Raw genomic sequence first — 25,481 nt, forward strand, 5'->3', positions numbered from 1 at the left:
CGTGGGGTTGCTCACTGCTTTGCGGGCGCGGATTTCTGCAGTTTGTCGTCAAGTTTCTTCACGAGAACAGGATCCTTCTGTGCAGCGGCCAGAATTTCGTTGTATTCGTCCACTGAAATATTGGGAGAGGTCTGAACGGCCTGTATCATCTGTTTTCTTGCCTCGCTCCGTAGCTCTTGCTTCGCTGTCTCATCCGGCGCCGCCTTGATCTTGGCCGCGTACTCCTGCCTAATCTTGTCCACCTGGAGATAGGCGACGGCAAAAGCTTCGATCTTCTGGTCACTGATGGCCGCAGCCGCACCATTGCCATCTGGTTGCCCTTGGGCGGGTTGCGTCTCTTGCGCCGCTGCAGGATTGCTGAGAAACATCAAGCCCAAAACTGCAGCGGTCAACGATGCGGCAGAGATGTAACGATCGATCATTTTAATTCCTCTCATATAGTGCGGGGGACAAGGCTTCTTTCCCAGCGTAAAGCCAAAAGCGGTGATATAGCCGGCTTCGGTCGACGAGGATTCGGCGACAATGTGGCCTTCAATGCTTGCCATAGGACGATAGCGAGGCGATCATGATACCATGAACGGGGCGCTGCCGAGAACTTTGCCATCATCAGGAGCATATGAACCGGATGCGACGGCGAGGAGCTTGACGTTTAGCATCCAACTGGACGGCCAGCACGGCGCAGGAAAAGTTGTTGGGGCTCCAAATTATGGCGCATCAGTTAAGACGAGCCATAAATTCGGATTGAATAGTGGCTGCTGTGTAAAGGGAAGCATCCAGCGGCAGGGTCCCAAATGCAAGTTGACACAGAAGATAGTTGGCGCCTGCCTCTTCTACCTGGCTAAGTAATGTTTGTCTCACCGACGCCGCCGACCCTGCGATGCATAACTCGTTCTCAACCGCCTCGTCGAAAGTCAGCGGCAGGTTTGGTGGAGTCTGCAGGTCATTTAGCTCGTAAAGGAATTCAAAGCTGGCGAGCCAGTGTTCGTAAGCCGGCGCTGCGAGCACCCAGGCTTCGCGGTCAGAACGCCCAATCACGATCATGCGAAGCAAGCCACGAAACGAGGATTGATCATCTTCGCCCGTGTTCTCTTTTCGATGGGCGCGGAAGGCGTCAGTAATTTTGCGGACAGAAGAGGACGGTCCCAGGCACGCGATGTTTGCGCCGTTCGCAGCGGCCCAGCGGGCCGATTCGGGTCTACCTGTGGCAATCCACATCGGTGGATGCGGGCTTTGATGAGGTTTTAGTGTCAAAGGTATGTTGCTCAGCTCAAAATGCTGGCCCTTATGGGACAACGTGCCGCCTCTCATCGCATTAAGAAGAATTTCACTGGCTTCCGCATAGCAGCCTGGTGCCGCGTCCGCACACATCCCGAAATAACTTAATTCGATCGGGAGAGAACCGCGTCCAATCCCGACCTCAACTCTGCCGCCGCTCAATTGGTCCAGCATACAGATTTCTTCAAAAGCACGCAGCGGGTGATAAAGGGGCAGCAGCATGACAAGTGGCCCGATACGAATCCAACGCGTACGCTGCGCGACGCTCGATAAAAACAGATTTGGCGATGGCCCTCTCCCATGTGGAGTACAGTGGTGCTCAGCAAGGTGATAAGCGTAAAAACCAAGGCCGTCGCACGCCTCGGCTAACCTCAGGCGATCTGAGTACTGCTGGGCTATGTCGCAGCCGTTGTCGTCCAGATGATCGAAGATGCCGAAGGTCAGATTAGAAGGAATGGCATTTCCCATTCGATTGTCTCCAATGTTAGATGAAAGATGTCGATTCAAGCGATGAAGAGGCGGTCTATGCTCCGGCCGTGGTTCTCCACGACGAGGCATCAAAAGGCACCAGGGTCAGTGCAATCGCCGACACCGGTTGTGTCGACCTCATTTGGTGCGGAGATCTGGGTATCCCGGCCAAATCGACTTGGCTGTTTCTGTGGTGTCGGCAAAAACAAAGATTAGCCGTGCGTGACCGGCTGCATCTTCAGGCTTTTAGAAATGTCAGCGGCGGCTGATAGGAATGCATCCATTTGGGTTTTTGAACCGACGCTTACGCGAATATGATTTTCCAGGCCGTCATCGGGAAAGACGGCAACAAGTATCTTTCGTCTTCTCAACGATGCTTGCCACCACGTGCCGTTTTGCCCAGGTGGTGCGCGAGCAAGCAAGAAATTTGCATGAGACGGGGTCACCGAAAATCCGAGTTTAGAGAGTGCGGCCGTGGTTCGGTGTCTTTCATCTTTGATATGTTTGTGGTTCTCGGCGTAGGCGGCGCGGTGCGAGAGGATGCTGGTGCCGACCGCGTGGGCAATAAGATTCATATTGAAGAGATTTTGGCTGTTACGCAGCCTTCCGATAAGTTCAGGATGACCGAAGCCGAAACCAATGCGAATACCGGCGGCGGCGTAGCTTTTAGAAAATGTTCTTAAGACCAGCAGGTTCGAATGGCGATTGATAAGTCGTAGAGCATCGTCGGGCGCAAAATCGACATACGCCTCATCCAACACTATCAAACGGTCGGATTGCGCAGCGAGCCTGTCGATCTCGGCTATTGGAACAAAGGTTCCGCTCGGGTTATTCGGATTGGCCAGCAGGATGAACTTTGCCTCTTTTGCGGGACCGAGAAGCAATTGCTCTATCGGCAACGAATAAGCTTTGCTCCATTCGATTTCGAGAAATTGAGCACCCTGCAACAAGGCTAGTTTGCGGTTGAACGAAAAACCTGGCGACATCATCGCCACGCTATCACCCGGAGCAAGGAAAGCCCTGTAGATTAGCCCCAGCAGTTCAGACGATCCATTGCCGGCGATCACCTGATCGCGGGAGAGGCCATACGCATTGGCGGCCGCTTCCCGCAAGCAGCGATTATCATCCTCCGGATAAAGGTAATGCCGTTTGAGGGCGGCAATCGCGCTTCGCATCACCAGCATTGGCAACGGAAATGGATTCTCATTCGTGTCCAGCTTAACGCAATTGGCTTCAGGACCCGGCTGTTTAGCCGGAATAGCGTCGAGCTGTCTCACCGTCTGCGAAAGAGCCGAAAGCACACTTTGCAGTTTTGCATCAGACATATCTTTTCTCCGTATCAGTTAGTCGAACCCGCTAGCATGTGATCGGCAGTCCTAGCTGAAGCCCATGTATCTTCGTTCCGCTTCGACGACGGCAGCAACGATCATCCTGTCCGCAGATCGCCACGCAACGCTAACCCTCTAAAACCGCAATTTGCTCAAGCCTTTGAAATTAGAGCGGCGCCTTTGGACCAGCCGCCTCTCACGATGTGATTTGGCGGCCAATGCCGCCAGCTTGCCCCCGCCGTTTTCGAATGCGGCTCTCACCCGGCCCATCCCCTAAAGTGGTAGTCTCGGCAAAACTCCGAAGGCAGCTGACGGGATCGCAATCGCGACCGACCGCGTCGAGACCGGCAGAAACGTGCAGCTCGCTTGGACGATCACCACGGAAATCTTCATGAGGGCCTCCTGGAGCATGAAATTACAAGCCGAGAGCTACGGACTGGATCGAGACCTCAAACACGACCATGCGAGCGAGATCGATACCGTCCGTCGGCGGATTGGGTATTCTGATCTGCCCAATACCTTCGCCACTGATGAGCCGGCCGTCGCCAGTGGGATCAATGGGGACATCGTCGACATCCCTGCCGAGGAGGCTTATCGTCATGTGAACCACCACTGATTAGCATCGCCGACCCCACCGTCGGTGGAGCACTTCACCGCCTATTTACGCTTGATCGGCCCATCGGGATAATCGATTGATTTAATAGGACTCATCCAAATGTCGGATGGTTGCGGCAAGCTTCGCATCACAGCGGTGAAAATCGACCAGGGCAGGTGTCGTCGGTTCGTGCCCGCGGCGGCGTCGCTCGTGGCAGCGCAATAGACTGCCGGCCATGGCTCTCGCGGGCTCCTCGACTCACCGCCGCATCGACATTGCAATGTCCTAATCATCGTCTCGGCACGATTTGCTGCAGGCGATGTTCAGGCCGTCATTCCAACGCGATCGGAAGTACAGGCTCTCCCTTGAGTCTGATGCGGGCACTATCTCGCGATTTTCATTGGAGGATTAGGTTATCGTCGAATTTGGCGGCGATCGCCGGCTCCGCTCGTGCTGTCGGCACCCTCGCCGGCATTGGCGAGAAGACCGACCGGCGGGACTGGGTGTTCGAGGAAGCTGCGGGACTATAGCGCGGGCTTAATGCGAGCCTGGCTCGCGGGCAAATGACATATTTTGATGCAAGCGCCGCTGCGAGCAACCTCCCAGCGTCGAGAAGCATGTTGCCTCCAGCTGCAGCTCCTGATCCGCCTTTCCTTCGGATAGAGACGTAGCCGCAAATGCTTAGAGGCTGCCTCAAAAAGAGGTGGGTGATTTCAGCAGGTTATGATTCCTTCGGATTTGCGAGATTCGATGGAGAACACGATGGCCTGGACCAAAATCACCCGTCGGCAATATGCCCGGCGAACGGCACGCTACGCAAGCGATATGACGGATCGGGAATGGGGTCTGGTTCAGCCTTTCCTGCCAATGCCGCGCCGCTTGGGCCGCCCGCGGACCACGGATTTGCGAGAGGTGGTGAATGCCCTGCTTTACATCGCCACAACTGGTTGCCAATGGCGGATGCTGCCGAAGGATTTTCCACCCTGCTCGACCGTCCAGCGCTATTTCTATGAATGGAGAGCGTTGGGACTTTGGCCACGCATCAACCATCGTCTCGTGATGGAAACGCGCGAGTTGGAGGGCAAGGAGGCAAGCCCGACGGCCGGTGTGATCGATAGCCAGAGCGTCAAAACCACCGAAAGCGGCGGCATCCGGGGCTATGACGCGGGCAAGAGTGCGCCTCGAAGGCGCGTGTCACCAATGGAGGAAGGTTCCATCCAGAGAGTTGTCGATTGATCTGGTAGCTGACGAGCGGATCGGTCGGGTAACCGGCCGGTTCGAAGCCTCGTGACAAAGGCCGCCTTGGGCGGTTGAGCAATCCAGTGGGCCGTAACGCGAGTGAAGTCCGAGCAGGCCTCGAAAGAGTCGATGCAGATGCCGACCCGTCTCTTACCCGGGGAAGGCCGTGCGAACAGGGAAGCAATCGTCACAAGCACCTGTTCGGTCTGCCGGGGTATTGGGCACGGCACGCGGGAAGGGTGATGCGGGTAATCGAGGGAGACCCGTGCGGTCGGAGGTCGCGGCTTCGACATCGCTGATGGCGATGGACCGGACGGGAGTCGGACAGGGTCGTAAGACTGTCGATGCCGGGCAATGCCGGCGGAGGAAAGGACCCTGACTTCTGGCATGCTTTCGAAGATGGTGAGGAAAGGGTGATTGGCGATGAGCCTCGAAACACCTGAAAAGATCAGGAACCTACAGAGAAAGCTCTATTGTAAGGCGAAGGCGGAGCCCGCTTTCCGCTTCTATTTGCTCTACGACAAGATTTGCCGTGAAGACATTCTGCGCCATGCCTATGCGCTGGCCCGCGCCAATGCGGGAGCGCCTGGCGTCGACGGAGTGACCTTTACGCAGATCGAGGCGTCGGGCGTGGATGCGTGGTTGGCGGGCCTGCGCGAAGAACTCGTTTCGAAGACGTACCGACCCGATCCGGTGCGGCGGGTGATGATACCGAAGCCTGGGGGAGGCGAGCGTGCGCTCGGCATTCCCTCTATCCGCTGTCGCGTCATCCAGACCGCTGCCAAGCTCGTACTGGAACCAATCTTCGAGGCGGACTTCGAGGACGGTGCTTATGGTTATCGGCCGCGTCGCAGCGCGGTCGATGCAGTCAAGGAAACGCACCGGCTGATGTGCCGGGGCTACACCGACGTTGTCGACGCTGATTTGTCGAAATATTTTGACACGATCCCGCATTCGGACCTCCTCAAATCGGTGGCCCGACGCATCGTCGATCGGAGCGTGCTGCGGCTGATCAGGCTGTGGCTGCGAGCACCGGTCGAGGAGCGGGATGGCGACGGGAAACGGCGCATGACTGGCGGCAAGAGCAGCACACACGGCACGCCCCAAGGGGGTGTCGTCAGTCCGCTGCTCTCGGTCATCTACATGAACCGGTTCCTGAAGCACTGGCGTCTCAGCGGTCTGGGTGAAGAGTTCCGCGCGCACGTCATCTCTTATGCCGATGACTTCGTCATTCTCAGCCGCGATCATGCGGCCGAGGCGCTGGCGTGGACAAGGACGGTGATGACGAAACTCGGGCTGTCGCTCAACGAGGCGAAAACCTCGGTGAAGGATGCCCGGCGCGAACACTTCGACTTCCTTGGCTACTCGCTTGGACCACGTCATCTGCCCAACGGCGGCCGGTGGTACCTGGGAGCGAGCCCGTCCAGGAAGAGCGTGCAGCGGATCAAGACCAAGGTCAGCGCGCTGCTGACGCCGGGCAACAAGGGCACATGGCCTGAAGTTCGCAAGCGATTGAACCGCCTCCTGGGCGGTTGGGCCGCATACTTCTCCTATGGCGCTCTCGCATCGGCCTATGAAGGCGTCGATCGACACGTCTATGACCGCGTCACGAACTTCCTGTGCAGACGGCACAAAGTGCAAGGACGCAGCACGCGTCGATTCCCACGTGAACATGTTTACGGGGAATTGGGCGTGCTGTGTCTTCGACGCGAGCGCGGCAAGCAGTCGCCGTGGGCCTTACGATGAAGCCAGTCGGAAAGCCGGATGCGGGAAATCCGCACGTCCGGTTTGATGAGCGGGGAAAGGAAACGGAGCGAGCCTCGCAAGGGCCAGCCACCGCGCCTTTCCTCGACTCTACAGACCAAAGGCCGCAAGCGCCATATCATCGTCGATACGCTCGGCCTGATGGTCGGTCTCATGGTGCACAGCGCCGACATCCAGGATCGCGACGGTGCTCCCGATCTCCTGAAATCCATCCGCCACAGGTGGCCATGGTTGCTGCATGTCTTCGCCGATGGTGGCTATGCGGGCGATAAGTTGAAGCGGCGACTGAAAAAGATCGGGCGCTGGACGATCGAGATCATCAAGCGCTCGGACAAGGCGAAAGGCTTCGAGGTTCTGCCGCGTCGATGGGTGGTCGAACGGACCTTCGCCTGGCTTGGCAGATGCCGCAGATTGGCCAAAGACGTCGAACGCTCCATCGCATCAGCCGAAGCGTGGATCATGATCGCCCACATTCGTCTCATCACCAGACGGCTAGCAAGGTATGGATATCGTTGAACGCTTTTCGAATCCGACTCTTAGCGCGACAGGGCCGACAAATATAACCGTCGGTTCTTTGCTTGGTGATTGGCATGGTTGTTGCGTCGTCTCAGGAAGACAGTGCACTAAGGAAAGGTCATGATGATTCATGGATGCTCGATGGCGATGGTCCTTGTCGGTGGATACCTTCTTGCTGCATCCGCAGGGGACTTGGCGGCGCTGAGGATGGTTTATCTGCGTCGCCATTGTCGATGGCTGATATATCCAATTTCGATACTTTCATGGTTCGCAGCCCACCGATTTCACTCGGCCTGGATCCGTTTTATGCCAAGTATGCTGACGCAGCAGGCATACCTATTCTTACTGATACCGCGTCCCGTTTAACTTGACTCTTTGGCCTTCCCAAAACGCGGTGAATCTGAATCTCTGGAGCAAACCGGAGGTCTGCGATGCGATCAGGGATTTCATTGCGTGAGGATTTTGAGGGAGAAGGTCTGCGGCGGCTGGCGCGGCAGACGAAGGACGCCGCCCAGGCACGACGTTTGTTGGCGCTCGCGTCGATCTATGACGGAGGCTCGCGTTCCGATGCCGCCCGTCTCGGCAATGTCACGCTCCAGATCGTTCGGGACTGGGTCATGCGCTTCAACGAGCGTGGTCCCCAAGGCCTGATCAACGGCAAGGCTCCCGGTCCGCAGTCGCGATTAAACGATCAGCAGCGTGCGGCCTTGGCACAGGCCATCGAGCGCGGACCGACGCCCTATCTTGACGGCATTGTGCGTTGGCGTCTGTGCGATCTGGTTCAATGGCTTTGGGAAGGGTTTCGCATCTCGGTGAGCGAGCAAACGCTGAGCCGTGAGGTGCGAGCCATGGGCTATCGCAAGCTGGCCGCACGGCCCAAACATCACGCGCAAGACCCCCAAGCCATTGAGGAATTTAAAAAAAGTTCCCCGCCGCGGTGGCAGAAATTGCCGCTGGAGCGGCACGAGGCAAGCAAATAGAAATCTGGTTCGAGGACGAAGCTCGCATCGGTCAGAAGAACAAGATCACGCGCCGGTGGGCCAAGCGCGGAACGCGACCTTCAGCGCCGCATGATCAACGCACCAGATCGGCCTACATCTTTGGCGCAATCTGCCCGAAGCTCGGCAAAGCGGCAGCGCTGGTCATGCCGTGGTGCGACACCTACGCGATGACGCAGCATCTGGCCGAAATCGCCCGTCATGTCGCCGATGACGCCCATGCCATCCTCATCATGGATCAGGCGGGATGGCACATGTCCAACAATCTCGTCGTGCCCGAAAACATAACGATCCTGCCGCTCCCGCCGAAATCGCCAGAGTTGAACCCGGTCGAAAACCTCTGGCTCTTCATGCGCGAGAATTGGCTCTCGAACCGAGTCTTCAAATCCTACGACGATATCGTCAATCACTGTTGCGACGCATGGCGAAAACTCGAAAGTCAGCCCTGGCGCATCATGTCCATCGGACGCAGAGAATGGGCCAATGCGTTCTGATCAATGAGAAGCCGTATGAGTCACAAAAAACGGGAGATTCGCGGTTTGCGATGATGTGCTAGCGTGGCGATTCGTGGTCAGCAGGAGCAAGCTGAGATGAATGGCCTGAGCGGAAGAAGTGAATCAGACTTTGCGGATTATGTCGAGAGGCTTGTCGATGTGATCGGCCATGCCGATCGGGCAGAGCCGCTGAAGGATTACTGCCTTGGCCTCATGCTGCCGGTGGAGCGCAAGAGTGTCGAGCCTCTGGCAGCGGTAACGGCACCGGCGAGGGTTTCGTCCAAGCATCAGTCGTTACTGCATTTCGTCGGTCAGGCGCCGTGGTCGGACGAGGCGCTTCTGCGGCGGATTGGCGATTTGGTGCTGCCGCTGATCGAGCGACATGGGCCGATCGAGGCGTGGATTGTAGATGACACCGGCTTTCCCAAGTAGGGCAGGCATTCGGTCGGGGTGGCGCGGCAATATTGTGGCCAACTCGGCAAGCAGGACAACTGCCAAGTCGCGGTCAGCTTGTCGATCGCCAACGTCGCAGCGAGCTTGCCGATTGCCTACCGGCTGTATCTACCCGAGATCTGGGCCGACGATGCCGAGCGGCGGCGCAAGGCGAAGATCCCTGACAGCGTCGCATTCCAGACCAAACCGGCCATCGCGCTGGAGCAGATCCGAGCCGCCCAGGCAGCCGGAGTGGCGCCCGGTGTGGTGTTGGCCGATGCCGGCTATGGCGTGGACGGCGCATTCCGCGCCGGCCTGTCGGCACTCGGCCTCGACTATGTCGTGGGCGTGCAGCCGACACTCAGCGTCTGGCGACCCGGCGAGGGACCATTGCCACCCGAGCCCTGGCGCGGAAAGGGGCGGCCAACCTCGCTGATGCGCCGCAGCCCCGAGCACAGCCCGATATCGGCCAAGGCGTTGGCGCAGGAACTGCCGCAAGATGCCTGGCAGATCATCGGCTGGCGGGAAGGAACCAACACTGACCTCAACTCTCGCTTCGCCGCCGTGCGCGTCAGGCCCGCGTCCAGGGATTACAAATTGACCGAGCCCCGCGCCGAGGAATGGCTGCTGATCGAATGGCCCGAGGGTGATGCCGAACCACTCAAATACTGGCTCTCCACTCTCCCGGCCGCCGCTTCGCTCGCAAAGCTCGTCAGCACCGCCAAGCTGCGCTGGCGCATCGAGCGCGACTATCAGGAACTCAAACAGGAACTCGGGCTCGGCCACTATGAGGGACGCGGTTGGCGCGGCTTCCATCATCATGCAAGCCTCTGCATTGCCGCTTACGGATTCCTCATCTCCCAAAGGGAGACGATTCCCCCCTCAGCGCCGCCCGAAACCAAAAACCGCCCGCAATCTGGCCTTCCCCAGGGTTATCGACCCCGCGGAGCCCCCGATCCGACCCGAGCGACACGTGTCGAATTCGATCGCCACAATCCGAAGGCACTTGACCGTCGCACTCAGTCGCAACCTCCAGCGATGTCCATGCTGCTCCCGGATGAAGGATCGATAAAATCCACAAATTTGTGACGCAGTAAGACTATTATCTCGTCCGAAAAGGTTCCAGACACGGCACTTTTAATCGCACGTGACATTGTCCTATACATGTTGTCAGAACGTCGTGATGTTCGCGATGCCTTAATCTGGGCCGGGGCGCGGGTGGGCATCATGGCGATCGACGAGACGACGACTGACATTCCGGAGCAGCGGGATTGGAAGAAGCCGGCGCCCGATGATCCCCGCCTCACCCCCGACGAACGGCGGAATTACGCCAACACGATCGACAAGATGACTGCCCGGGAATACTGGGCCCAACGGGCACGCGGCATGGGCGGGCTCTACACGACGGGGGCCGTGGAAAATTTGATGGGCGTGCCTGGCACTCGCTATTACGGAGGAAACATTCTTGTTCACGAATTCTCACATAATATCTTCAACGCGCTTCGCACGGTGGATCCTGATCTCGTCGCGCGAGTTGAAAAAGCCTATTTCCACGCCCGCGAGAAAGGACTCTGGGCGCGTTCGTATATGGAGAACACCGTCGATGAGTATTGGGCCGAAGGCACGCGGTTTTGGTTCAATACGAATACAGCTTACAGCCATGGTGCACTCACCGTCGCCACATCAGACGAGTTCGAGGCTCACGATCCAGAGCTCTACAATATCATGGCTGAAGTCTACCGCCATGATCACCACATTCTGGCGGATGTCTTTTACCGGCACTCTGCAAAGTAACGGCTAACGTCGATCGCCTCGGTAACGGGTGCTGAGCCTTATGCCTGCAGTCCGCAAAGGCGACCCGAGTTATGGCAGCTCGTCCTTCCTGTCGATCGGACCGCTGCAATTATTCGAGTTTTCGTTCAACTGGAGCATCCATGCTGTTCCGCTGCGCCCGGACGCAAAATAACGTTGCGACCGGTTATCGCCGTGCGGTCGAACCCAATTGGCTTGTGTAAATCTTAAAGTGAAGGGCAAAGCACGTGACTTCTCCGCCCGTTATCAAGTTCGCCGATCGCAGGTGAGCGGGTCAGGGCCGGTGCTAATCCGGTGCATATGAGGTTCGGCCGCGCCCGGCGGCGAAATCATGTGGGACGCCTCCTTGAATAAGAGTTCGCGTATCCAGAGGCTTGCCGGATCACTATTGTGCAGAGCGGGCCATTGTACGGCTTCGGTGAACGGAAGGAGTAGTGGTAGCGGAAGCTCAACGATTTGCAGGGGTATGGTTTTTGCGAAATGCTGCGCCAGCCGTAAGGGCATGGTTCCTATGCGTTCGTTGCCCGAAACCATCGGCGGGATCATGCTGAAGCCATGCACGACGACGTCGATGCGTCTCTTGTGACCATATTCGAGCAAATACCATTCCTCGATGCCAGGCCTACGGACATTCCCAAACTTGACCACAACGTGTCCCATCGACATGTATCTCTCGAACGTAAACGGCTCTTCCAGTTGCTTGTTCGAGGTGCAGCCTACGCACACGTGGACATCATCGAACAGCCCTGCTCGGGGATGGGTGTTCGACGCGAACACTTCCGGCAAAATGAGAAGATCGACGTCGCCGCGCCGGAGTAAATCATCAGTGTCATCGCCCGGGGGCCGAAATTCGAAGCTGACAGCAGGAGCTTCCCGCGCCGCGCGCTCAACGACTTTTTCGAAAAATACGAGCGCGACGTAATCGGAAAGGATAACTTTGAAGCGACGATCCGATTGGGCGGGCTCAAACGGCTCTCTGGAAATAATGGAGAGCTGAACATGGAGCAGAGCATCTCGCAAGGCGGGTGCCAGGCTTTCTGCCCTAGGTGTGGGGATAAATTCGCGCCCAGCGATCGTAAACAGCTCATCTTGGAAGAAGGTGCGCAGCCGTGCGACCGCCGCGCTCATGGCTGGCTGGCTCAGGTTAATGCTGCGCGCCGCCGCCGTCAGATTACGTTCGCTCATCAGGGCGTCGAGCGCAACCAGAAGATTGAGATCAAGGCCATTGAACCGCATATTTCTTCATCCGATGGCGGCCGATATGATCCTGCCGATGACCGGACCGGATTGCGCTTGGGACAGTGAGCTCCACGAGGAGCCTGAGCACTTCCGCTAGCAGTCGAGGTAGCTCATAACTCCGGTCCGTTCCGGTCGATCATCGTACCGGCTGGCCAGGCGGAGATGGGCTGTCCAATCGGCATAATGATGACAAGCGGATCCTCGACACGGGTGGGCGGCAAGTCGATGCGTGCGTGTGGCAGCGTAGATCGTACGCTCACCTGCGACACAACAGTCAGTGGACTGTGTCGGCCGAATCTTTCAATGTGTTTCCGCAGCTCGGGTCGAACCGTACCGAAGGCGAATGGAACTTGAAACTTCTGCAATGTGGGAAGCATAACCTGAATCGAATGGGCGATGCCGAGCCCCTCGAGATCCGGACGCACTCCATATAAACCTAGCTCAGCCACCAAAAGGTCTACCCCGTCAACTTTGATGAAGCGGCGCAGCAAGCCCAGATGGGCCGCAACACCGATCGAGTCGTACGCGATCGCACGAAGCTCCGGTCTTGCTCCGGCCCAGCTTTGACTGCCTTGGAACGGCTTTGCATTAAACGCGCCAGTCGGCCCGTATGTCTTCCGAAAGAACTCGGCGAGTTCGACATGATCGGAGAGTTGCAACTCATTTTCCCAGCACAATTTCCACTGCACGTCTGCGCGCATTCAAAGACCTCTTCTTTTGACGCTGGCCGGACGATTTACGGCCTAAGGGTTGTTATTATATCGCTACGACAAGCAATGGTAGTATATCGGCACAAGTGCTGGCCGATGGCTTTCCTGCAAGGCTGATGCTCTTCGTCCTATGGACGCGGGCGAGGCGATATCCTTGACCCCAGCGGCCAATATCATGAGGCGAACCAAAACTGAAATGGCATTCCTTCATGGATCCATGAGCAGCGCTCATAATGGTGAGCAGAGAGTGTTTGCAGGTGAAGCCAAAAAGTGCTCGCGTTCGAACCGCTCACAGAGGACTCCTGAAGGAGCATCAGCCGCAATATCGATCGGACGTATTTTCGGCCGTTGGGCTAGGTCTGAATGGACCCAAGTTTTTTCCAATACTGGCCGCGGTCCGATTTTCCTCTCGGGAAAGAAGGTCGATGCGCCCTAAAGACGAGATTGGAACCGGCTTAGGTGACAATGAAACGGCGGAAATGGAATCACGTGACATGTAGCCCCATACTGGCTCGGGGGCGGGGCGGTTCGCCGCCAAGGAAATGTGAAGTCCGTCGAAATCCCGGTCAGGGGCGCGGTTGGAAGTGGCGAGCTGCATCAGCTCTACTTCGCCCTGCAAGAGTAGCGCCATTGCGCTTCAGCGAGTTGCTTGTTGGTCGAAACGCGAGAACTTCAGTGAGTTGCAGAAGGCCCGCCGCAACAGCACCGAGCATCGGTGCAATTATATAGAGCCAGAGCTGTGAGCGCGCCGTCTCCCCTGCAAAGAGCGCCGGGCCGAGCGACCGTGCAGGGTTTACAGAAGCACCCGAAACCGAAATGCCGGCCAGATGGATTGCGACTAAGGTAAGACCAATTGCAAAACCTGCGACAGTGCCCGCCCCTTCCTCGGTGGTGCTTTTGAGAAATACCGTTACAAACAGGAACGTGGAGATGAACTCAAACAGGAACACAGATCTGACCCCATAAGCTCCCCAGCCGTTTTGGGCGAAACCTTCTACGGCAATGTCGTAGCCACCGACTTTGTCCATGGCTATCACATAGAGAGCGCCTGCGGCCGCTATAGCCCCCGCACTTTGAGCCAAGACATACGCGAGGAAGTCCCACAGTCCAAACCGTCGCGAAACAAGAAAACCGAGGCTGACCGCGGGATTGAGATGAGCGCCTGATACTGGGCCAATCGCGTAGGCCATCGCCACCACTGTCATCCCGAAGGCAAGAGCGACACCGAGGGGGCCCACCTCGGAACGCATAAAGACGAGTGTGCCGCAGCCGAAGAAAATGAGCGCAAACGTTCCTAGTAATTCGCAAAAATATCTATTCATCCTTAACTCCGTTGATTGCATCTCTGCGGATATTTGTCGTCAACCTCGACATTCTCGCTGCCGACTGGGTTTTTGGCAGGTTATCGATGCAGTGTTCGCCAGAACCCTTTGACGCCCACAGGATCAATCGTCCGGTCCGTTCTGTGCCCTATGTCGTTGACTTCAATTTTGTGACGACCAGCCGAGATCAGGACCGGTGCCCTTGCTGCGGCTTGCTCCCGGCGGTCTGCGATAAACACACAAGTTTCGTGCCAAACAAAAGTGGGTCTACGGCAGAGCGATCACTCCGAGGGTCGATCTATCTGGCGTTCAAAAAAGTCTTGAGTCCGACAATAAGCGACATAGCAGACGCGTTGCAGTCTGAAGATTGATCGTGTCCCATGGAGTGGTGTAGCTTGATTTCATAGCCATCGGTGATTTCCGGTAGGGTCGGGTTGCTTAGAGCCAACCTGAGGGACACCACCGATGACCGACGACATGATGAACCTGCGCTCACTCGTTGAGAAGAGCGCTGATGCCGATTTGCTGCGGGAGATGATCGGCTTTGCTGCCGAGAAGCTGATGGCGCTGGAGGTCGGCACGAAGACCGGCGCGGCCTATGGCGAGAAGAATGGCTTCCGGCTGGCCCAGCGTAACGGCTATCGCGACCGGGATTGGGAGACACGGGCGGGCACCGTCGAGCTGCGCATTCCCAAGCTTCGCACCGGCAGCTACTTCCCGAGCTTCCTGGAGCCGCGCCGCATGGCCGAGAAGGCTCTGACGGCGGTCATCCAGGAGGCTTATATCCAGGGTGTTTCGACCCGCTCTGTTGATGACCTCGTCAAGGCCATGGGCATGTCGGGCATCTCCAAAAGTCAGGTGTCCCGGCTCTGCGAGGAGATCGATGAGAAGGTGAAGGCCTTCCTCGACAGGCCCATCGAAGGAGAATGGCCCTACCTGTGGATCGATGCGACCTACCTCAAGGTTCGGCGCGGTGGTCGTATTGTCTCCGTCGCCGTAATCATCGCCGTCGGCGTCAACACCGATGGCCGACGCGAAGTGCTCGGCATGGAGATCGGCACGTCCGAGGCCGAGGCGATCTGGACCGAGTTTCTTCGAAAGCTGATCAGGCGGGGGCTGCGCGGCGTCAAGCTCGTCGTCTCCGATGCCCATGAGGGCATCAAGGCCGCAGTATCGAAAGTGCTTTCCGCCACCTGGCAGCGCTGCAGGGTGCACTTTATGCGCAATGCCTTGGCCCATGCTGGAAAGAGCGGACGCCGGGTTGTCTCCGCGTTCATTGCAACGGCCTTCGCTCAGGACACGCCGGAGGCCGCAAGCACTCAGTGGCGCAACGTCGCCGACCAGATCAGGCCAAAGGTACCGAAGCTCGCCAGTCTCATGGACAGTGCCGAGCAAGACGTGCTCGCCTACATGACCTTTCCCAAGCAGCATTGGGCCAAACTTCACTCGACCAACCCCATTGAGCGATTGAACGGTGAGATCAAGCGGCGCACAGAGGTCGTCGGCATTTTCCCCAACGACGACGCCATCGTGCGCCTGGTCGGTGCGCTGCTGCTCGAACAGAACGATGAATGGGCCGTCCAGCGATCCCGCTACATGACACTTGAGACAATCGCCACAATGAGCGATGATCCGCTCATCAGCCTGCCAGCAGCAAGCTGATACTCATCCGACCCTCTGGGATGAGCCGTGGTCGTCTAAGCTACACCACGTCCTGGGACATGATCTGAAGATTTGCGCGCAAGCGGCAGAACAATACTCGGAAACACCTTTTTGAAAGCGTATGCCTAGTTGGCATCGAGTTTGCACGTACTCGTCGTTAGGCGGCAAGAAGCAGCCAAGTATATGGCCGCCTTCCTAAACCAGGCGGTAACGGAGCCAATTCGGATCTCTCGGATCCGTTTCTGAAGAACGGCCGTCAAACTGAGTTCCGCATTTGTCCATGTCCAAACTGCCAGGTGATACTCTCAGGATCAAATTTTTCAACAATATCGCCGTGCCTAGCGACATTAACAAACAACGTGAGAAGGAATAGCACTATGACCACCAAGGTTTCAGAAAGGTCCTTTGAAACAATCGAAAATTCAGCATCATCGCCTCTGAAGGTGGCCGATCAAATCGGGGCATCCGTAGAAAAGGGGAACAAACAGTTGACCGAAGCTTTCTTTAAATTCGCGTCGAGCGCTGAAGAGGCGCAAAAAATACTCACTCCGATCTTCGAAACCGCAACGCTGGCCGGCTACGAATTGTCGCTTAAGTCCGTCGCTGCGTTGCAGGCGAATGCGGTGGCCGGTTTCTCGCATTTGCAAGCGTTGTTCGGCGCGAACTCGCCGTCACAGGTCTTCGAACTCCAATCGGCGTTCCTGCACAAGCGCGTAGACACCAGCATCGAGAATGCCAAGGAATTCCGGGCACTGGCGAGCAAGGCAGTGGCTGAGATCGCCAAGCCGATCAACAATGCATTTGACAAATTTTTGGCGGACCTCAAGGCAGTATAAATTGGCTGGCCAGTGCAACAACGTCCTATGGGACTGTTGTACCCTCCGTCTTAATTAGGAGGAAGACGAGCGCTACCCTACGATCTGTTGTGTTCGCAATTTCAATCGACGGATCATGATCCTAGTTTCGTTTAGAGAATCCAAGGCCACTAAAGAATTGTTTGACAGAAGGAGCCGTGGGATGTGATAGCGCTTAATTGCCGAAGCAAGGAAACTGACGCGGTCGCAGCCTCGGCAATAACCGCTTTTTTGAAGTGGTCGTCGGGAGGCGCGCGGCTAGCAAGGGCTTAGTTGCTCGATACCTTGCGCCATCCTGATCATCGCAGCTAACGACGACTCTCCCGTTCTACGATCGTCAGTCGGTGCGATCTTCGCAAGGGAGCGGCTTGGTTGGCCGCACCACGCACGATCAGAGAAAAGGCTTTGCGATTATTGCCGTAGGCGGTGGCAAGTTTCACGATATCGCGTCGCATCGTAACAGGCGACGTTTGCCACCCGCTCTGCCTTGAGGGTCGCCCCCTGCTGGCTCGATCAAGGCGACTTCGCGTCGTTCCGACTCTTGAACGCGCGAAAGTTATTCCAATATTTGCCGGATGGTCACAGGTGACATTGGAAAGGAAAATAGGATGCCGATAACCGATGTCTCCTGGACTCGTCTGGTCACTATCCGACTGCAGTGTGGTCTTGAGCGGACGTTTGCGGGCGTTTACGATGCTTTGGATTTTCTCGAAAACGAATGGCCATTGCGTTATGGCGAGCGCCATCAGCGTGCCATCAGGACCTGTCGCGGTGCCCTCAATGGCGGCGTAGCCGCCGTCGTTGCACGAGAGGCATTCATGGCCGCTTGCCTCGAAGCCGGCATGGTGGCCCCTTTGAAAGCCAAGCCGAACGCCCACCCGGGACGAATCGCTCGGCGGGCTCTCGTCCAATGATTTGGATGGTCCCGCTTTGCTCAAGGCTGGACTTGCGCTTTCAAGTCCAATCCAGATCGCCCCCGTCGACCGTCTGATGAAGGCTAGTTCCTTGGCGGTGTGGTCGACCTTGGCGACAACGGCCGGTTGATCATGCACCGAAACGAGCAAGGTGTGAATGAGTGCGCTTGCCGAGCAGCTTCGCGTAGCGCAGACGTATCTCCTTCTTGTCGATCTCACATTCGATACATTATTCAACGAGCACGGCAAATTCGCAGTCGTCTATCGGAGTTGCACGAGCGCGCGCGTGCAATCGACGTTCTGCAATCTAGCGATCGCCGGCACTGCATGTTGTCGTTCCCCCGATCGAACTAAGAGCCGCTGGGATAGCAATCCGATCAAGCGATCAAGCAGCCGCTACTTGAAGCAATACGCAGACCATGATTGGCCCTTACGCCCTTATCGATTGCCTCACGGAACTTTCATTGGGTATCCGAGATTGTGCTGGAGAAAGACCCCTCCCAGACAAAGCGCGAGCGGCCCGCTTGTGCGGCGAGATCGATAGTTTTGTGACCTCCCGACAATTGAAACCACAATGGCTCAGCCGCGTCGTTGGCCGTTTCGCCGCCGGGATCGTATCCCGCCTAGATGACGAGCTTCAGGTGGCTGGACAAGACCAAGCCAGCGGCCCCTCGCAATGCCGTATGACCTTCTCCGATGCCATTCAGCGTGATCGAAATCTCCTGGTTCGGTCGCTTCTTGACCAACCGTTCGACATGTTGCCTGACGCGTTCGGCCGCGTCCGCGCCGCCGCCTGCAATGTCCCCATGCAGCACATAGGAGTTGAGTGACAGGGTCTGCTGCAGGTTGAGGATCCCGAAGGCGACGTTTCTGGTATAGCGGTCCAGCAGACCATTCGCAGCTTCGGCGCCTTCTGCTGCCTCTTTGACGAGGCGAGCACAGGTGACGCTTTCAGGGTTTGCGAAGCCAAGTCGGGCCGCTTCACGCCGCAGCCAGGGTAGGGCGGCGACTGTTTCCCAGCATCCGTGCTTGCCGCAATTGCAGAGTTCCCCATCGATTTGCACGACGGTATGGCCTAGTTCGCCGCCGGAGCCGGCAAGGCCCCGGTAGACCCGTCCGTCGATGTAGAAAGCGCCGCCCAATACCTCACCGGTATAGATCGCCGCGAAGTTTTGTTGGCCCCGTCCCGGCCCGAACCACCGGTCGCCAACGAGAAGCGCGCGCGGATGATGGTCGATGACAACAGGCAATGAGAAATGCGCCTGCAGGATATCGACCAAGTGGAGGCCAGTCAGAACGGGCGCAAGATTGACGGCGAGGATCACCCCGTTGTCGCTGTCGATCATGCCCCCCGAGGCGATGCCGATCCCGAACGGTGCCTGGTGGGCTTGGGAAAGCGTCGCGGACAAGGTGTCCTTGATGATCGCCAGGAACGCACCCCTATCGCCATGCGGATCGAATTGCGCTTTGGTGAGGGCTTTGATATCGCCGCTGAGCGTCACAAGGCATGTCTGGATCCTGCCGGGCAAGAGAAGCACGGCGCCTAGCATTGGTGCTTCAGGATTGAAATAGATCGGACGCGCCGGCTTACCGCCCTTGAAGTCTGAGGGCACTGCGTCGCCTTCGACGAGCAGGCCCTCCTCGATCATCGGCTGGACGATTCCCGTGATCGTCGTGCGATTGACGCCCGCCAGACGGGCAAGCTCGGCGCGGCTTTTCGGACCGTTGTCGTACAACGCCTGCAGCACCCGACCGCGATTGATCTCGCCGAGGGTCGACTGCGAAACGAGCCTTACATTGCCACTTTCGCCAGCAAGCGTGTCCTTGTTGGGACCGCGCTGCCCCAGCGAATAGGATGGCTGATTCTCGAACTTCAACTTGCATCTCCGATTTGCCAGCCCCGTCGTTCTAGCTTGAGAGCGCTTGCTCGACCAGATGGCGCTTGATGGCTTACCGCAACAGATGCGGAGGCTTTAGCCGCGGGAACGCCCGAACGCACCTTCTTGACAGTACCATAAGTTTGTGCGAAGTACAAACAAACTGTTGGCAATGGCAGATGAGGGGTAACAATCGAACTCGAGCTCGGCGCCGTGAAGGTTTCCCGTGGTCGGATGAGGTTGGATTTAAGAACAACTGAGGAGGCACCACATGACATTCGATATTGGAAATATGTCGCGCCGGAACATGCTGAAGTCGGCATCTGTCGCCGCTCTCTTGGCATCGAGCGCGGGCGCGCTTGTCGCGCCACGGCGTGCGTCTGCCCAAGACGCGAAGACCATACGCGTTCTGTCGGTCGAAGATCCATTCTTCTTCTCGATGAAAGCCATGATCCCGGAATTCGAAAAGGAAACGGGCATCAAGGTCGAGCTCGAAAGCCTCTCTTACGACGCGTTGCAGACCCGCCTTGTCTCGGCCTTCGTCGCCAAGACGTCGGACGCGGACGTCATCGCGGTCGACCAGATGTGGCTCGGGCAGTATCTCGACAACGGCTGGATCATCTCGCTCAACGACTACATCGCCAAGGATAGTGATATCGATCTCGCCGACTTCATTCCCGAGGTCCTCTATTCGTCGAACATGTGGCGCGGGCAGATCGCCACACTGCCGGTTGCGGCCTATGCGCAAGGGGTGATGTACCGCAAGGACATCTTCGACAGCTTCGGCATCGCCGCGCCACCGACAAAGGCCTCTGAAGACTGGACATGGACGAAGTACATCGAGACGCTGAAGTCGCTCGAAGGCAAGTCCTTCGGTGGCAAGCCGCTCTTCCCGACGGTGATCTGCGGATCGCAGCCGTCCCCGATCACCCATATGTTCACCCAGCTTTCCGCCAGTCACGGCGCGAACTGGTTCAAATCCTTCCCCGGCGCACCGTGGGACTTCTCGCCGCAGCTCACAGGTCCTGCCTGGTCAAAGTCGCTCGAGGTCTACCGGCAGCTTTACAAGCTCTCGCCGCCCGAGGCGATCAATTACGTCTGGTTCGATGCCGGCACCCGTTTCGCCAAGGGCGATATCGGCATGTTCTACTGGTGGACGCCGTATTTCTACCTGGTCAAGAACTCCGGCTACATGACCGGCAAGAAGTCCGATGTCATGGACAAGTATGCGACCGCAGCCCTGCCGAAGGCAGATGGCGTGGCGCAGACAGTCAGCCTCGGCGGCTGGAGCCTTGGCGTCCCGTCGAGTTCCGACCGGCAGGACAACGGTTACGCCTTCATAAAGTGGGCGACGTCAAAGGCGACCCAGAAGAAGATGGCTGAGTGGCCGGACCTCAATTTCCAGTTCTCGGATTTTGCCCGCAAGTCGCTCTACGAAGACGCGGACGTCAAGAAGATCTATTCATACCTCGATGTCCAGTACGACATGATGAAGCAGGGCAACGGCAAGATAACGCGTCCGCCGGTTCCGGGTTATACCGCGGTCGAAAGTGTGCTCGGCCTGACGCTCAACCAGCTTCTGACCGGCAGCGAAGATCCGAAGACCGCGCTGGAGCGCGCCAACAGCCTCTTCGAAAGCATCCTCAAGGGCAATCTGATGATCCCCTACCAGAAGGAAAGCTACGCTGACACGCTCGACGGCGCCAAGGCGCTGATCGGCAAGCTCGGCAAGGCGTAATGGAATTCTTCTCGGGCCGGCGCGGAAACGCTCGCGCCGGCGGTCATCCGCCAAGAAGAACTGGACTTCGACGATGCACACGACAGCCATTCGCTCCTTGCCAACGCTTACGCCCGTCCGGCGCGGCTTCGTCCGCCGCAACCTGCCTTACCTGTTGATCGCGCCTTCCGTGATTATGCTGTTGGCGCTGATCGCCTACCCGCTGCTCTTCGCTCTCAAATCCAGCTTTTACTTCTGGAACTTGCAGGTCGGGCCGCAGCCTTTGGCTTTCGTCGGCATCGACAATTACGTCCAGGCGCTCGATGCGTTCGATTTTCGCGCCGCACTTACCAACACGCTGATCCTTTCGGTGCTCGGCACGGCGATTGAGTTTTCGCTCGGCCTGGCGATCGCACTGGTGCTGCTCAAGGCGCTGCCCGGCATGAATGTCGTACGCGCGCTGCTGATCCTGCCAACCACGATCGCGCCGATCGTCGTCGGCTTCCTGTTTCGCTATCTTTATGATCCGGGCGGCGGTCTCGTGACATGGGTGCTGCAGTCGCTCTGGCTACCGGTGCCGGCGGAGGGCATCCTCGGGTCACCGACGACTGCGCTTGCCGCCATACTCTTCGTCGACATCTGGCAGTGGACGCCGTTCTTCGCCATCGTCCTCTATGCGAGCCTGCTTTCCGTTCCCGACGAGATCATCGAGGCGGCGCGTCTCGATCGCGCATCGGCCTGGACGATCCTGATGCGCATCAAGCTGCCTCTCATCCGGCGCACCGCGACCATCATCGTCATGCTGCGCTTCATGCAGATCTTCAACACCTTCGACACGGTGCTGGTGCTGACCCGCGGCGGGCCGGGGACCTCGACACGCACACTCGGCTATTCGCTCTACGAACAGGGTCTGGTGAACTTCAATGTCGGGTTGGTGAGTGCCCAGACGTGGATCACGGTGCTGATCGTCAACGTCATCATCGCCCTCTACGTGTTCTTCGCCTTCCGCAATGAGGAGTGGTGACATGGCCAGCCGCAAGACCTTCTATACTGCGCTCACCTATGCCGCCGGCCTCTTGTTCCTGGCGGTCTTCATCGGCCCGATCCTCTGGTTTCTGGCGCTCGCTATCCGGCCGGCAGAAACAGCGTTCGCGATGCCCCCGCAAGTGACCTTCGAACCGACGCTGGATGCCTTCCGCCACATCCTCGTCGATCCTGGCACGAACGCGCCGCAACTCGTGAACTCGCTCATCGTGGCGATCGGCGCGGTGTTGCTTAATCTGCCGTTCTCGGTGCCTGCCGCTTACGCGCTCTCGCGCTTTAAGATGCGGGGCAAGAAGAACATCATGCTCTGGTATCTCGGCCTGTTGATGGCGCCGCCGATTGCCTTCCTGATTCCGTATTTCGTGTTGATCACGCGGGTCGGCCTGCAAGGTTCGTATTTGTCGATGGTGCTGGTGCTGCAGACGTTGACGATCCCGTTTTCGGTCTGGCTGATGAAGAGCTTTATCGACGAGGTGCCGGCGGAGCTGGAGGAGGCGGCCCGCGTCGACGGCGCCCGCTGGCACACGATCATGTGGCGCATCACGCTGCCGATCGTCCGCCCCGGGATCATTGTCACCTCGATGTTCGCTTTCGTCTTTGCCTGGAACAACGCGGCCTTCCCACTGGTGCTGAGCTCGCGTTCAACCGCCACCCTTCCGATCGGAACGCTCGGATATTTCGCCACCAGCGGCGTGACCTGGAACTACATCGCAGCCGCCGCCGTGCTCGCGATGATCCCGCCGATGATCATCTTCCTGGTCTTCGACCGTTACGTCGTGCGCGGTCTCACCTTCGGCTCGGTGAAGGGCTGATCTTTTACGGTTTGAATGGAGTCATATAAAATGAGCAAACTTCGCATCGGCGTCATCGGCGCCGGCCTTTGGGGCAATAACCACGCCCACACCTTCAACGTGCTGCCGGAGACCGAACTGGTTGGCGTCTGCGACCTCGACGAGGGCAGGGCGCTGAAGATGAAGGAGAGTTTTGGCGCAATCGAAGCGTTCACCGACTATCAGAAGCTCATCGCCAGCGACCGGATCGACGCGGTGTCCGTCGCCACACCCGACTTTACCCACACACCGATCATCCTTGCAGCGCTCAAGGCCGGCAAACATGTCTTGAGCGAAAAGCCCCTCGCGACCACAGTCAAGGAAGCAGAAGAGATCGCCGAGGCTGCCGCAAAGTCCAAGGGCAAGTTGATGATCGACTTCCACAATCGTGTGAACCCGATCCTGGCGCAGGTTCGCGACATGATCCAGGAGGGCCAAATCGGGCTTGCCAAGCACGGCACGGCGCGCCTTTCCAACACGACCTTCGTTCCCTTCGAAATGCTGAGCTGGGCCGCGAAATCCTCCGCACTCTGGTTCCTGGGCAGCCATCTGGTCGATGTATTGCGCTTCATCCTCGAAGACGAGGTGACCCGCGTCTACGCCGTGGCCCGTTCCGGGACGCTTGCCGCCGGCGGCGTCGACACCAAGGATTTCCATGCCTCGATCCTCGAATTTTCCAGAGGCACTGTCGTGACCATGGAAAACAGCTGGATCCTGTCGCGCGACAACCCTTCGCTTGTCGATTTCAAGGTGGAAGTCGTCGGCGAAAAGGGTCAGATCCAGGCTGATCCCACCCATAGCGGCGGCCTGCGCCGTATCGTCGATGGTGGCATGCGGTTCAACGACTACATCGGCATGACGCCGACGGGTGCAACCCGCATCGGCGGCTTCGTGCAGGAATCCATCGCGCGCTTCGTCGATAGCGTCGTGCGTGGCGTGCCCCTGCTTGCCGACGCCAATGATGGGCTTGCCAACACCAAGGTACTGGCTGCGATTGAGGAGTCCGTCGCCAGCGGCAAGCCCGTGACCATCGGCTGATGGCGTGACCAATCTTACGAGGCACGCCATCCGACCCGATGACTTGCCTCGCCACGTGATACTGGGAGAAGAACTATATGGCGTCCATGACCTTTGACGGGATTGGAAAAACCTATCCGGACGGGACCGTCGCCGTCGCCAATGTGAGCTTCACGGTCGGCGACGGTGAATTCGTCGTGCTGGTCGGACCGTCGGGCTGCGGCAAATCTACGCTTCTGCGGATGGCGGCCGGGCTCGAGCAGCTCAATAGCGGCCGGCTGCTTATGGACGATCAGGATGTCACCAACACCGAGCCGCAGGACCGCGACATCGCGATGGTATTCCAGAACTATGCGCTGTATCCGCACATGACGGTCTACGAGAACATGGCCTTCGGCCTGCAGCAGCGCAAAATGCCGAAGGACAAGATCGAGAAGCTTGTGCGCGACGCAGCCGAGATGCTCGACCTTACGAAATACCTGAACCGCAAGCCGGGCGCGCTCTCCGGCGGTCAGCGACAGCGCGTCGCGATGGGTCGGGCGATCGTCCGTCATCCGATGGCATTCCTGATGGACGAACCGCTGTCCAATCTCGACGCCAAGCTGCGCGTCCAGATGCGGGCCGAGCTCAAGCTTTTAAACCAGCGTCTTGGCGTTACTACGCTCTACGTCACCCATGACCAGGTCGAAGCGATGACGATGGGTGACAGGGTTGCTGTGCTGAAGCCTGTCGCTGATGCCGGCGAGAGCAACCTGCAGCAGATCGACACGCCGCAGCGGCTTTACGACCGGCCGGCGAATTTGTTCGTTGCCGGTTTTATCGGTTCGCCTGCGATGAATTTCGTCCGGGCCGACCTTGAGGCGGACGGGGCAAGCCTGCGCGCGACGATCGCGGGAACCGGGATTGCGTTTCCGGTTCCCGCGAGTGCCGCATTGTCTGCCTATGCCGGACGGCAGGTGATCGCCGGGATACGCCCGGAAATGTTTCTGGTGTGCAAAGAGCATGAAGCGCTGTTCAACGAGCCGATCCCGGTTGCCGAAGCGCTCGGCCCCGACACCTTCGTCTTTTTCGACATTGCCTCTCCGCCCGTCGACATCAGCGACGTGGAGGATCCGCCAGAGTTCAAACGAAAGGGCACGAACCGGCTGGTGGCGCGTATCCCGCCAGTATCGACGCCCGCGCCCAACAAGCGCCTGCCGCTGACCGTCCATCTGGAAAAGCTGCACTGGTTCGATCCGCAAACAGGAGCTGCCATTCGCGACTGACCGGATGAAACGAGCAAGCGCTCGGATTTCCGGTCGTCTTGCCTGCCTCCCAGGGCGACTGGGGCTGTCGTCATTCAGGTCTCGGCGGCAGCCCCTTTTTTTAGTGGCT

19 protein-coding genes and 3 pseudogenes are annotated in these 25,481 nt (G+C 58.1%); 14 read left to right on the top strand and 8 right to left on the bottom strand.

Going from position 1 to position 25,481, the window contains the following annotated elements:
* Positions 1-11: 11 nt before the first annotated feature.
* The 4 genes from RTCIAT899_RS20085 to RTCIAT899_RS33965 form a co-directional block, all read right to left on the bottom strand.
* Positions 12-422 carry a DUF4168 domain-containing protein gene (locus RTCIAT899_RS20085; protein ID WP_028755370.1) on the bottom strand — a complete coding sequence of 137 codons (411 nt, stop codon included), beginning with the start codon at positions 420-422 and terminating at the stop codon, positions 12-14.
* A gap of 292 nt (positions 423-714) precedes the next feature.
* Positions 715-1,743, bottom strand: a complete 1,029-nt coding sequence (locus tag RTCIAT899_RS20090) for an LLM class flavin-dependent oxidoreductase (RefSeq protein ID WP_004120058.1) — start codon at positions 1,741-1,743, stop codon at positions 715-717.
* A 212-nt stretch (positions 1,744-1,955) separates the two neighbouring features.
* Positions 1,956-3,068: a pyridoxal phosphate-dependent aminotransferase gene (locus RTCIAT899_RS20095; protein ID WP_004120061.1), complete on the bottom strand. Its 1,113-nt coding sequence runs from the start codon at positions 3,066-3,068 to the stop codon at positions 1,956-1,958.
* A 418-nt stretch (positions 3,069-3,486) separates the two neighbouring features.
* On the bottom strand, positions 3,487-3,672 hold the full coding sequence (locus RTCIAT899_RS33965) for a hypothetical protein (RefSeq protein WP_172831088.1): 186 nt from the start codon (positions 3,670-3,672) through the stop codon (positions 3,487-3,489).
* Between the two features lie 756 nt (positions 3,673-4,428).
* Between RTCIAT899_RS33965 and RTCIAT899_RS20105 the strand changes: the two are divergent.
* The 6 genes and pseudogenes from RTCIAT899_RS20105 to RTCIAT899_RS20135 form a co-directional block, all read left to right on the top strand.
* Positions 4,429-4,857, top strand: a pseudogene (locus RTCIAT899_RS20105) (IS5 family transposase); the annotation flags it as partial.
* Between the two features lie 471 nt (positions 4,858-5,328).
* Positions 5,329-6,651 carry a group II intron reverse transcriptase/maturase gene (gene ltrA, locus RTCIAT899_RS20110; protein ID WP_028755411.1) on the top strand — a complete coding sequence of 441 codons (1,323 nt, stop codon included), beginning with the start codon at positions 5,329-5,331 and terminating at the stop codon, positions 6,649-6,651.
* Between the two features lie 21 nt (positions 6,652-6,672).
* A pseudogene (locus tag RTCIAT899_RS20115) lies at positions 6,673-7,185 on the top strand (IS5 family transposase); the annotation flags it as partial.
* A gap of 431 nt (positions 7,186-7,616) precedes the next feature.
* Positions 7,617-8,677 (top strand): IS630 family transposase gene (locus RTCIAT899_RS32220; RefSeq protein WP_184462176.1). Its coding sequence is split into 2 segments (ribosomal slippage): positions 7,617-8,109 and positions 8,109-8,677, totalling 1,062 coding nucleotides; the frame shifts between segments, so codons are not numbered across the junction.
* 96 nt (positions 8,678-8,773) lie between these two features.
* Positions 8,774-10,198: pseudogene (locus tag RTCIAT899_RS20130) on the top strand (IS701 family transposase).
* A gap of 138 nt (positions 10,199-10,336) precedes the next feature.
* Positions 10,337-10,903: a hypothetical protein gene (locus RTCIAT899_RS20135; RefSeq protein ID WP_120671006.1), complete on the top strand. Its 567-nt coding sequence runs from the start codon at positions 10,337-10,339 to the stop codon at positions 10,901-10,903.
* A 264-nt stretch (positions 10,904-11,167) separates the two neighbouring features.
* On the opposite strand, the gene RTCIAT899_RS20140 is transcribed toward RTCIAT899_RS20135, so the two are convergent.
* The 3 genes from RTCIAT899_RS20140 to RTCIAT899_RS20150 form a co-directional block, all read right to left on the bottom strand.
* Entirely contained in the window at positions 11,168-12,157 is a 990-nt protein-coding gene (locus tag RTCIAT899_RS20140) for a LysR family transcriptional regulator (protein WP_004112688.1), read from the bottom strand.
* 113 nt (positions 12,158-12,270) lie between these two features.
* Entirely contained in the window at positions 12,271-12,861 is a 591-nt protein-coding gene (locus RTCIAT899_RS20145) for a NodA family N-acyltransferase (RefSeq protein WP_004112689.1), read from the bottom strand.
* A 575-nt stretch (positions 12,862-13,436) separates the two neighbouring features.
* Positions 13,437-14,192 carry an aquaporin gene (locus RTCIAT899_RS20150; RefSeq protein ID WP_004112693.1) on the bottom strand — a complete coding sequence of 252 codons (756 nt, stop codon included), beginning with the start codon at positions 14,190-14,192 and terminating at the stop codon, positions 13,437-13,439.
* Positions 14,193-14,657: 465 nt separating this feature from the next.
* Here RTCIAT899_RS20150 and RTCIAT899_RS20155 point away from each other — a divergent pair, with 465 nt between their 5' ends.
* From RTCIAT899_RS20155 to RTCIAT899_RS20165, 3 genes are all read left to right on the top strand, one after another.
* Positions 14,658-15,854: an IS256 family transposase gene (locus RTCIAT899_RS20155; RefSeq protein ID WP_004110519.1), complete on the top strand. Its 1,197-nt coding sequence runs from the start codon at positions 14,658-14,660 to the stop codon at positions 15,852-15,854.
* A gap of 377 nt (positions 15,855-16,231) precedes the next feature.
* On the top strand, positions 16,232-16,690 hold the full coding sequence (locus RTCIAT899_RS20160; RefSeq protein ID WP_004112695.1) for a phasin: 459 nt from the start codon (positions 16,232-16,234) through the stop codon (positions 16,688-16,690).
* A 626-nt stretch (positions 16,691-17,316) separates the two neighbouring features.
* On the top strand, positions 17,317-17,622 hold the full coding sequence (locus tag RTCIAT899_RS20165; protein WP_004112697.1) for a DUF982 domain-containing protein: 306 nt from the start codon (positions 17,317-17,319) through the stop codon (positions 17,620-17,622).
* 623 nt (positions 17,623-18,245) lie between these two features.
* On the opposite strand, the gene RTCIAT899_RS20170 is transcribed toward RTCIAT899_RS20165, so the two are convergent.
* A complete protein-coding gene (locus tag RTCIAT899_RS20170) occupies positions 18,246-19,499 on the bottom strand; it encodes an ROK family transcriptional regulator (RefSeq protein WP_004112704.1) in 1,254 nt (417 codons plus the stop codon).
* 271 nt (positions 19,500-19,770) lie between these two features.
* Between RTCIAT899_RS20170 and RTCIAT899_RS20175 the strand changes: the two genes are divergently transcribed.
* From RTCIAT899_RS20175 to RTCIAT899_RS20195, 5 genes are all read left to right on the top strand, one after another.
* Complete coding sequence (locus RTCIAT899_RS20175) at positions 19,771-21,237, top strand: ABC transporter substrate-binding protein (protein ID WP_004112705.1); 1,467 nt, start codon at positions 19,771-19,773, stop codon at positions 21,235-21,237.
* Positions 21,238-21,310: 73 nt separating this feature from the next.
* Positions 21,311-22,240, top strand: a complete 930-nt coding sequence (locus RTCIAT899_RS20180) for a carbohydrate ABC transporter permease (RefSeq protein WP_004112707.1) — start codon at positions 21,311-21,313, stop codon at positions 22,238-22,240.
* Between the two features lies 1 nt (position 22,241).
* Entirely contained in the window at positions 22,242-23,072 is an 831-nt protein-coding gene (locus tag RTCIAT899_RS20185; protein WP_004112708.1) for a carbohydrate ABC transporter permease, read from the top strand.
* A 30-nt stretch (positions 23,073-23,102) separates the two neighbouring features.
* Positions 23,103-24,128, top strand: a complete 1,026-nt coding sequence (locus RTCIAT899_RS20190) for a Gfo/Idh/MocA family protein (protein WP_004112709.1) — start codon at positions 23,103-23,105, stop codon at positions 24,126-24,128.
* 77 nt (positions 24,129-24,205) lie between these two features.
* Entirely contained in the window at positions 24,206-25,372 is a 1,167-nt protein-coding gene (locus tag RTCIAT899_RS20195) for an ABC transporter ATP-binding protein (RefSeq protein WP_004112713.1), read from the top strand.
* Positions 25,373-25,481 lie beyond the last annotated feature (109 nt).

Origin of the sequence: Rhizobium tropici CIAT 899, assembly GCF_000330885.1 — a bacterium.
Taxonomy (GTDB): Bacteria; Pseudomonadota; Alphaproteobacteria; order Rhizobiales; family Rhizobiaceae; genus Rhizobium; species Rhizobium tropici.

Coding starts and splice junctions, on each gene's coding strand:
- RTCIAT899_RS20185 (WP_004112708.1), top strand. CDS start 22,242: ATGGCCAGCCGCAAGACCTTCTATACTGCGCTCACCTATGCCGCCGGC.
- RTCIAT899_RS33965 (WP_172831088.1), bottom strand. CDS start 3,672: ATGACGATAAGCCTCCTCGGCAGGGATGTCGACGATGTCCCCATTGAT.
- RTCIAT899_RS20150 (WP_004112693.1), bottom strand. CDS start 14,192: ATGAATAGATATTTTTGCGAATTACTAGGAACGTTTGCGCTCATTTTC.
- RTCIAT899_RS20175 (WP_004112705.1), top strand. CDS start 19,771: ATGACATTCGATATTGGAAATATGTCGCGCCGGAACATGCTGAAGTCG.
- RTCIAT899_RS20095 (WP_004120061.1), bottom strand. CDS start 3,068: ATGTCTGATGCAAAACTGCAAAGTGTGCTTTCGGCTCTTTCGCAGACG.
- RTCIAT899_RS20190 (WP_004112709.1), top strand. CDS start 23,103: ATGAGCAAACTTCGCATCGGCGTCATCGGCGCCGGCCTTTGGGGCAAT.
- RTCIAT899_RS20145 (WP_004112689.1), bottom strand. CDS start 12,861: ATGCGCGCAGACGTGCAGTGGAAATTGTGCTGGGAAAATGAGTTGCAA.
- RTCIAT899_RS20090 (WP_004120058.1), bottom strand. CDS start 1,743: ATGGGAAATGCCATTCCTTCTAATCTGACCTTCGGCATCTTCGATCAT.
- RTCIAT899_RS20180 (WP_004112707.1), top strand. CDS start 21,311: ATGCACACGACAGCCATTCGCTCCTTGCCAACGCTTACGCCCGTCCGG.
- RTCIAT899_RS20165 (WP_004112697.1), top strand. CDS start 17,317: ATGCCGATAACCGATGTCTCCTGGACTCGTCTGGTCACTATCCGACTG.
- RTCIAT899_RS20160 (WP_004112695.1), top strand. CDS start 16,232: ATGACCACCAAGGTTTCAGAAAGGTCCTTTGAAACAATCGAAAATTCA.
- ltrA (WP_028755411.1), top strand. CDS start 5,329: ATGAGCCTCGAAACACCTGAAAAGATCAGGAACCTACAGAGAAAGCTC.
- RTCIAT899_RS20155 (WP_004110519.1), top strand. CDS start 14,658: ATGACCGACGACATGATGAACCTGCGCTCACTCGTTGAGAAGAGCGCT.
- RTCIAT899_RS20135 (WP_120671006.1), top strand. CDS start 10,337: ATGGCGATCGACGAGACGACGACTGACATTCCGGAGCAGCGGGATTGG.
- RTCIAT899_RS20140 (WP_004112688.1), bottom strand. CDS start 12,157: ATGCGGTTCAATGGCCTTGATCTCAATCTTCTGGTTGCGCTCGACGCC.
- RTCIAT899_RS20085 (WP_028755370.1), bottom strand. CDS start 422: ATGATCGATCGTTACATCTCTGCCGCATCGTTGACCGCTGCAGTTTTG.
- RTCIAT899_RS20195 (WP_004112713.1), top strand. CDS start 24,206: ATGGCGTCCATGACCTTTGACGGGATTGGAAAAACCTATCCGGACGGG.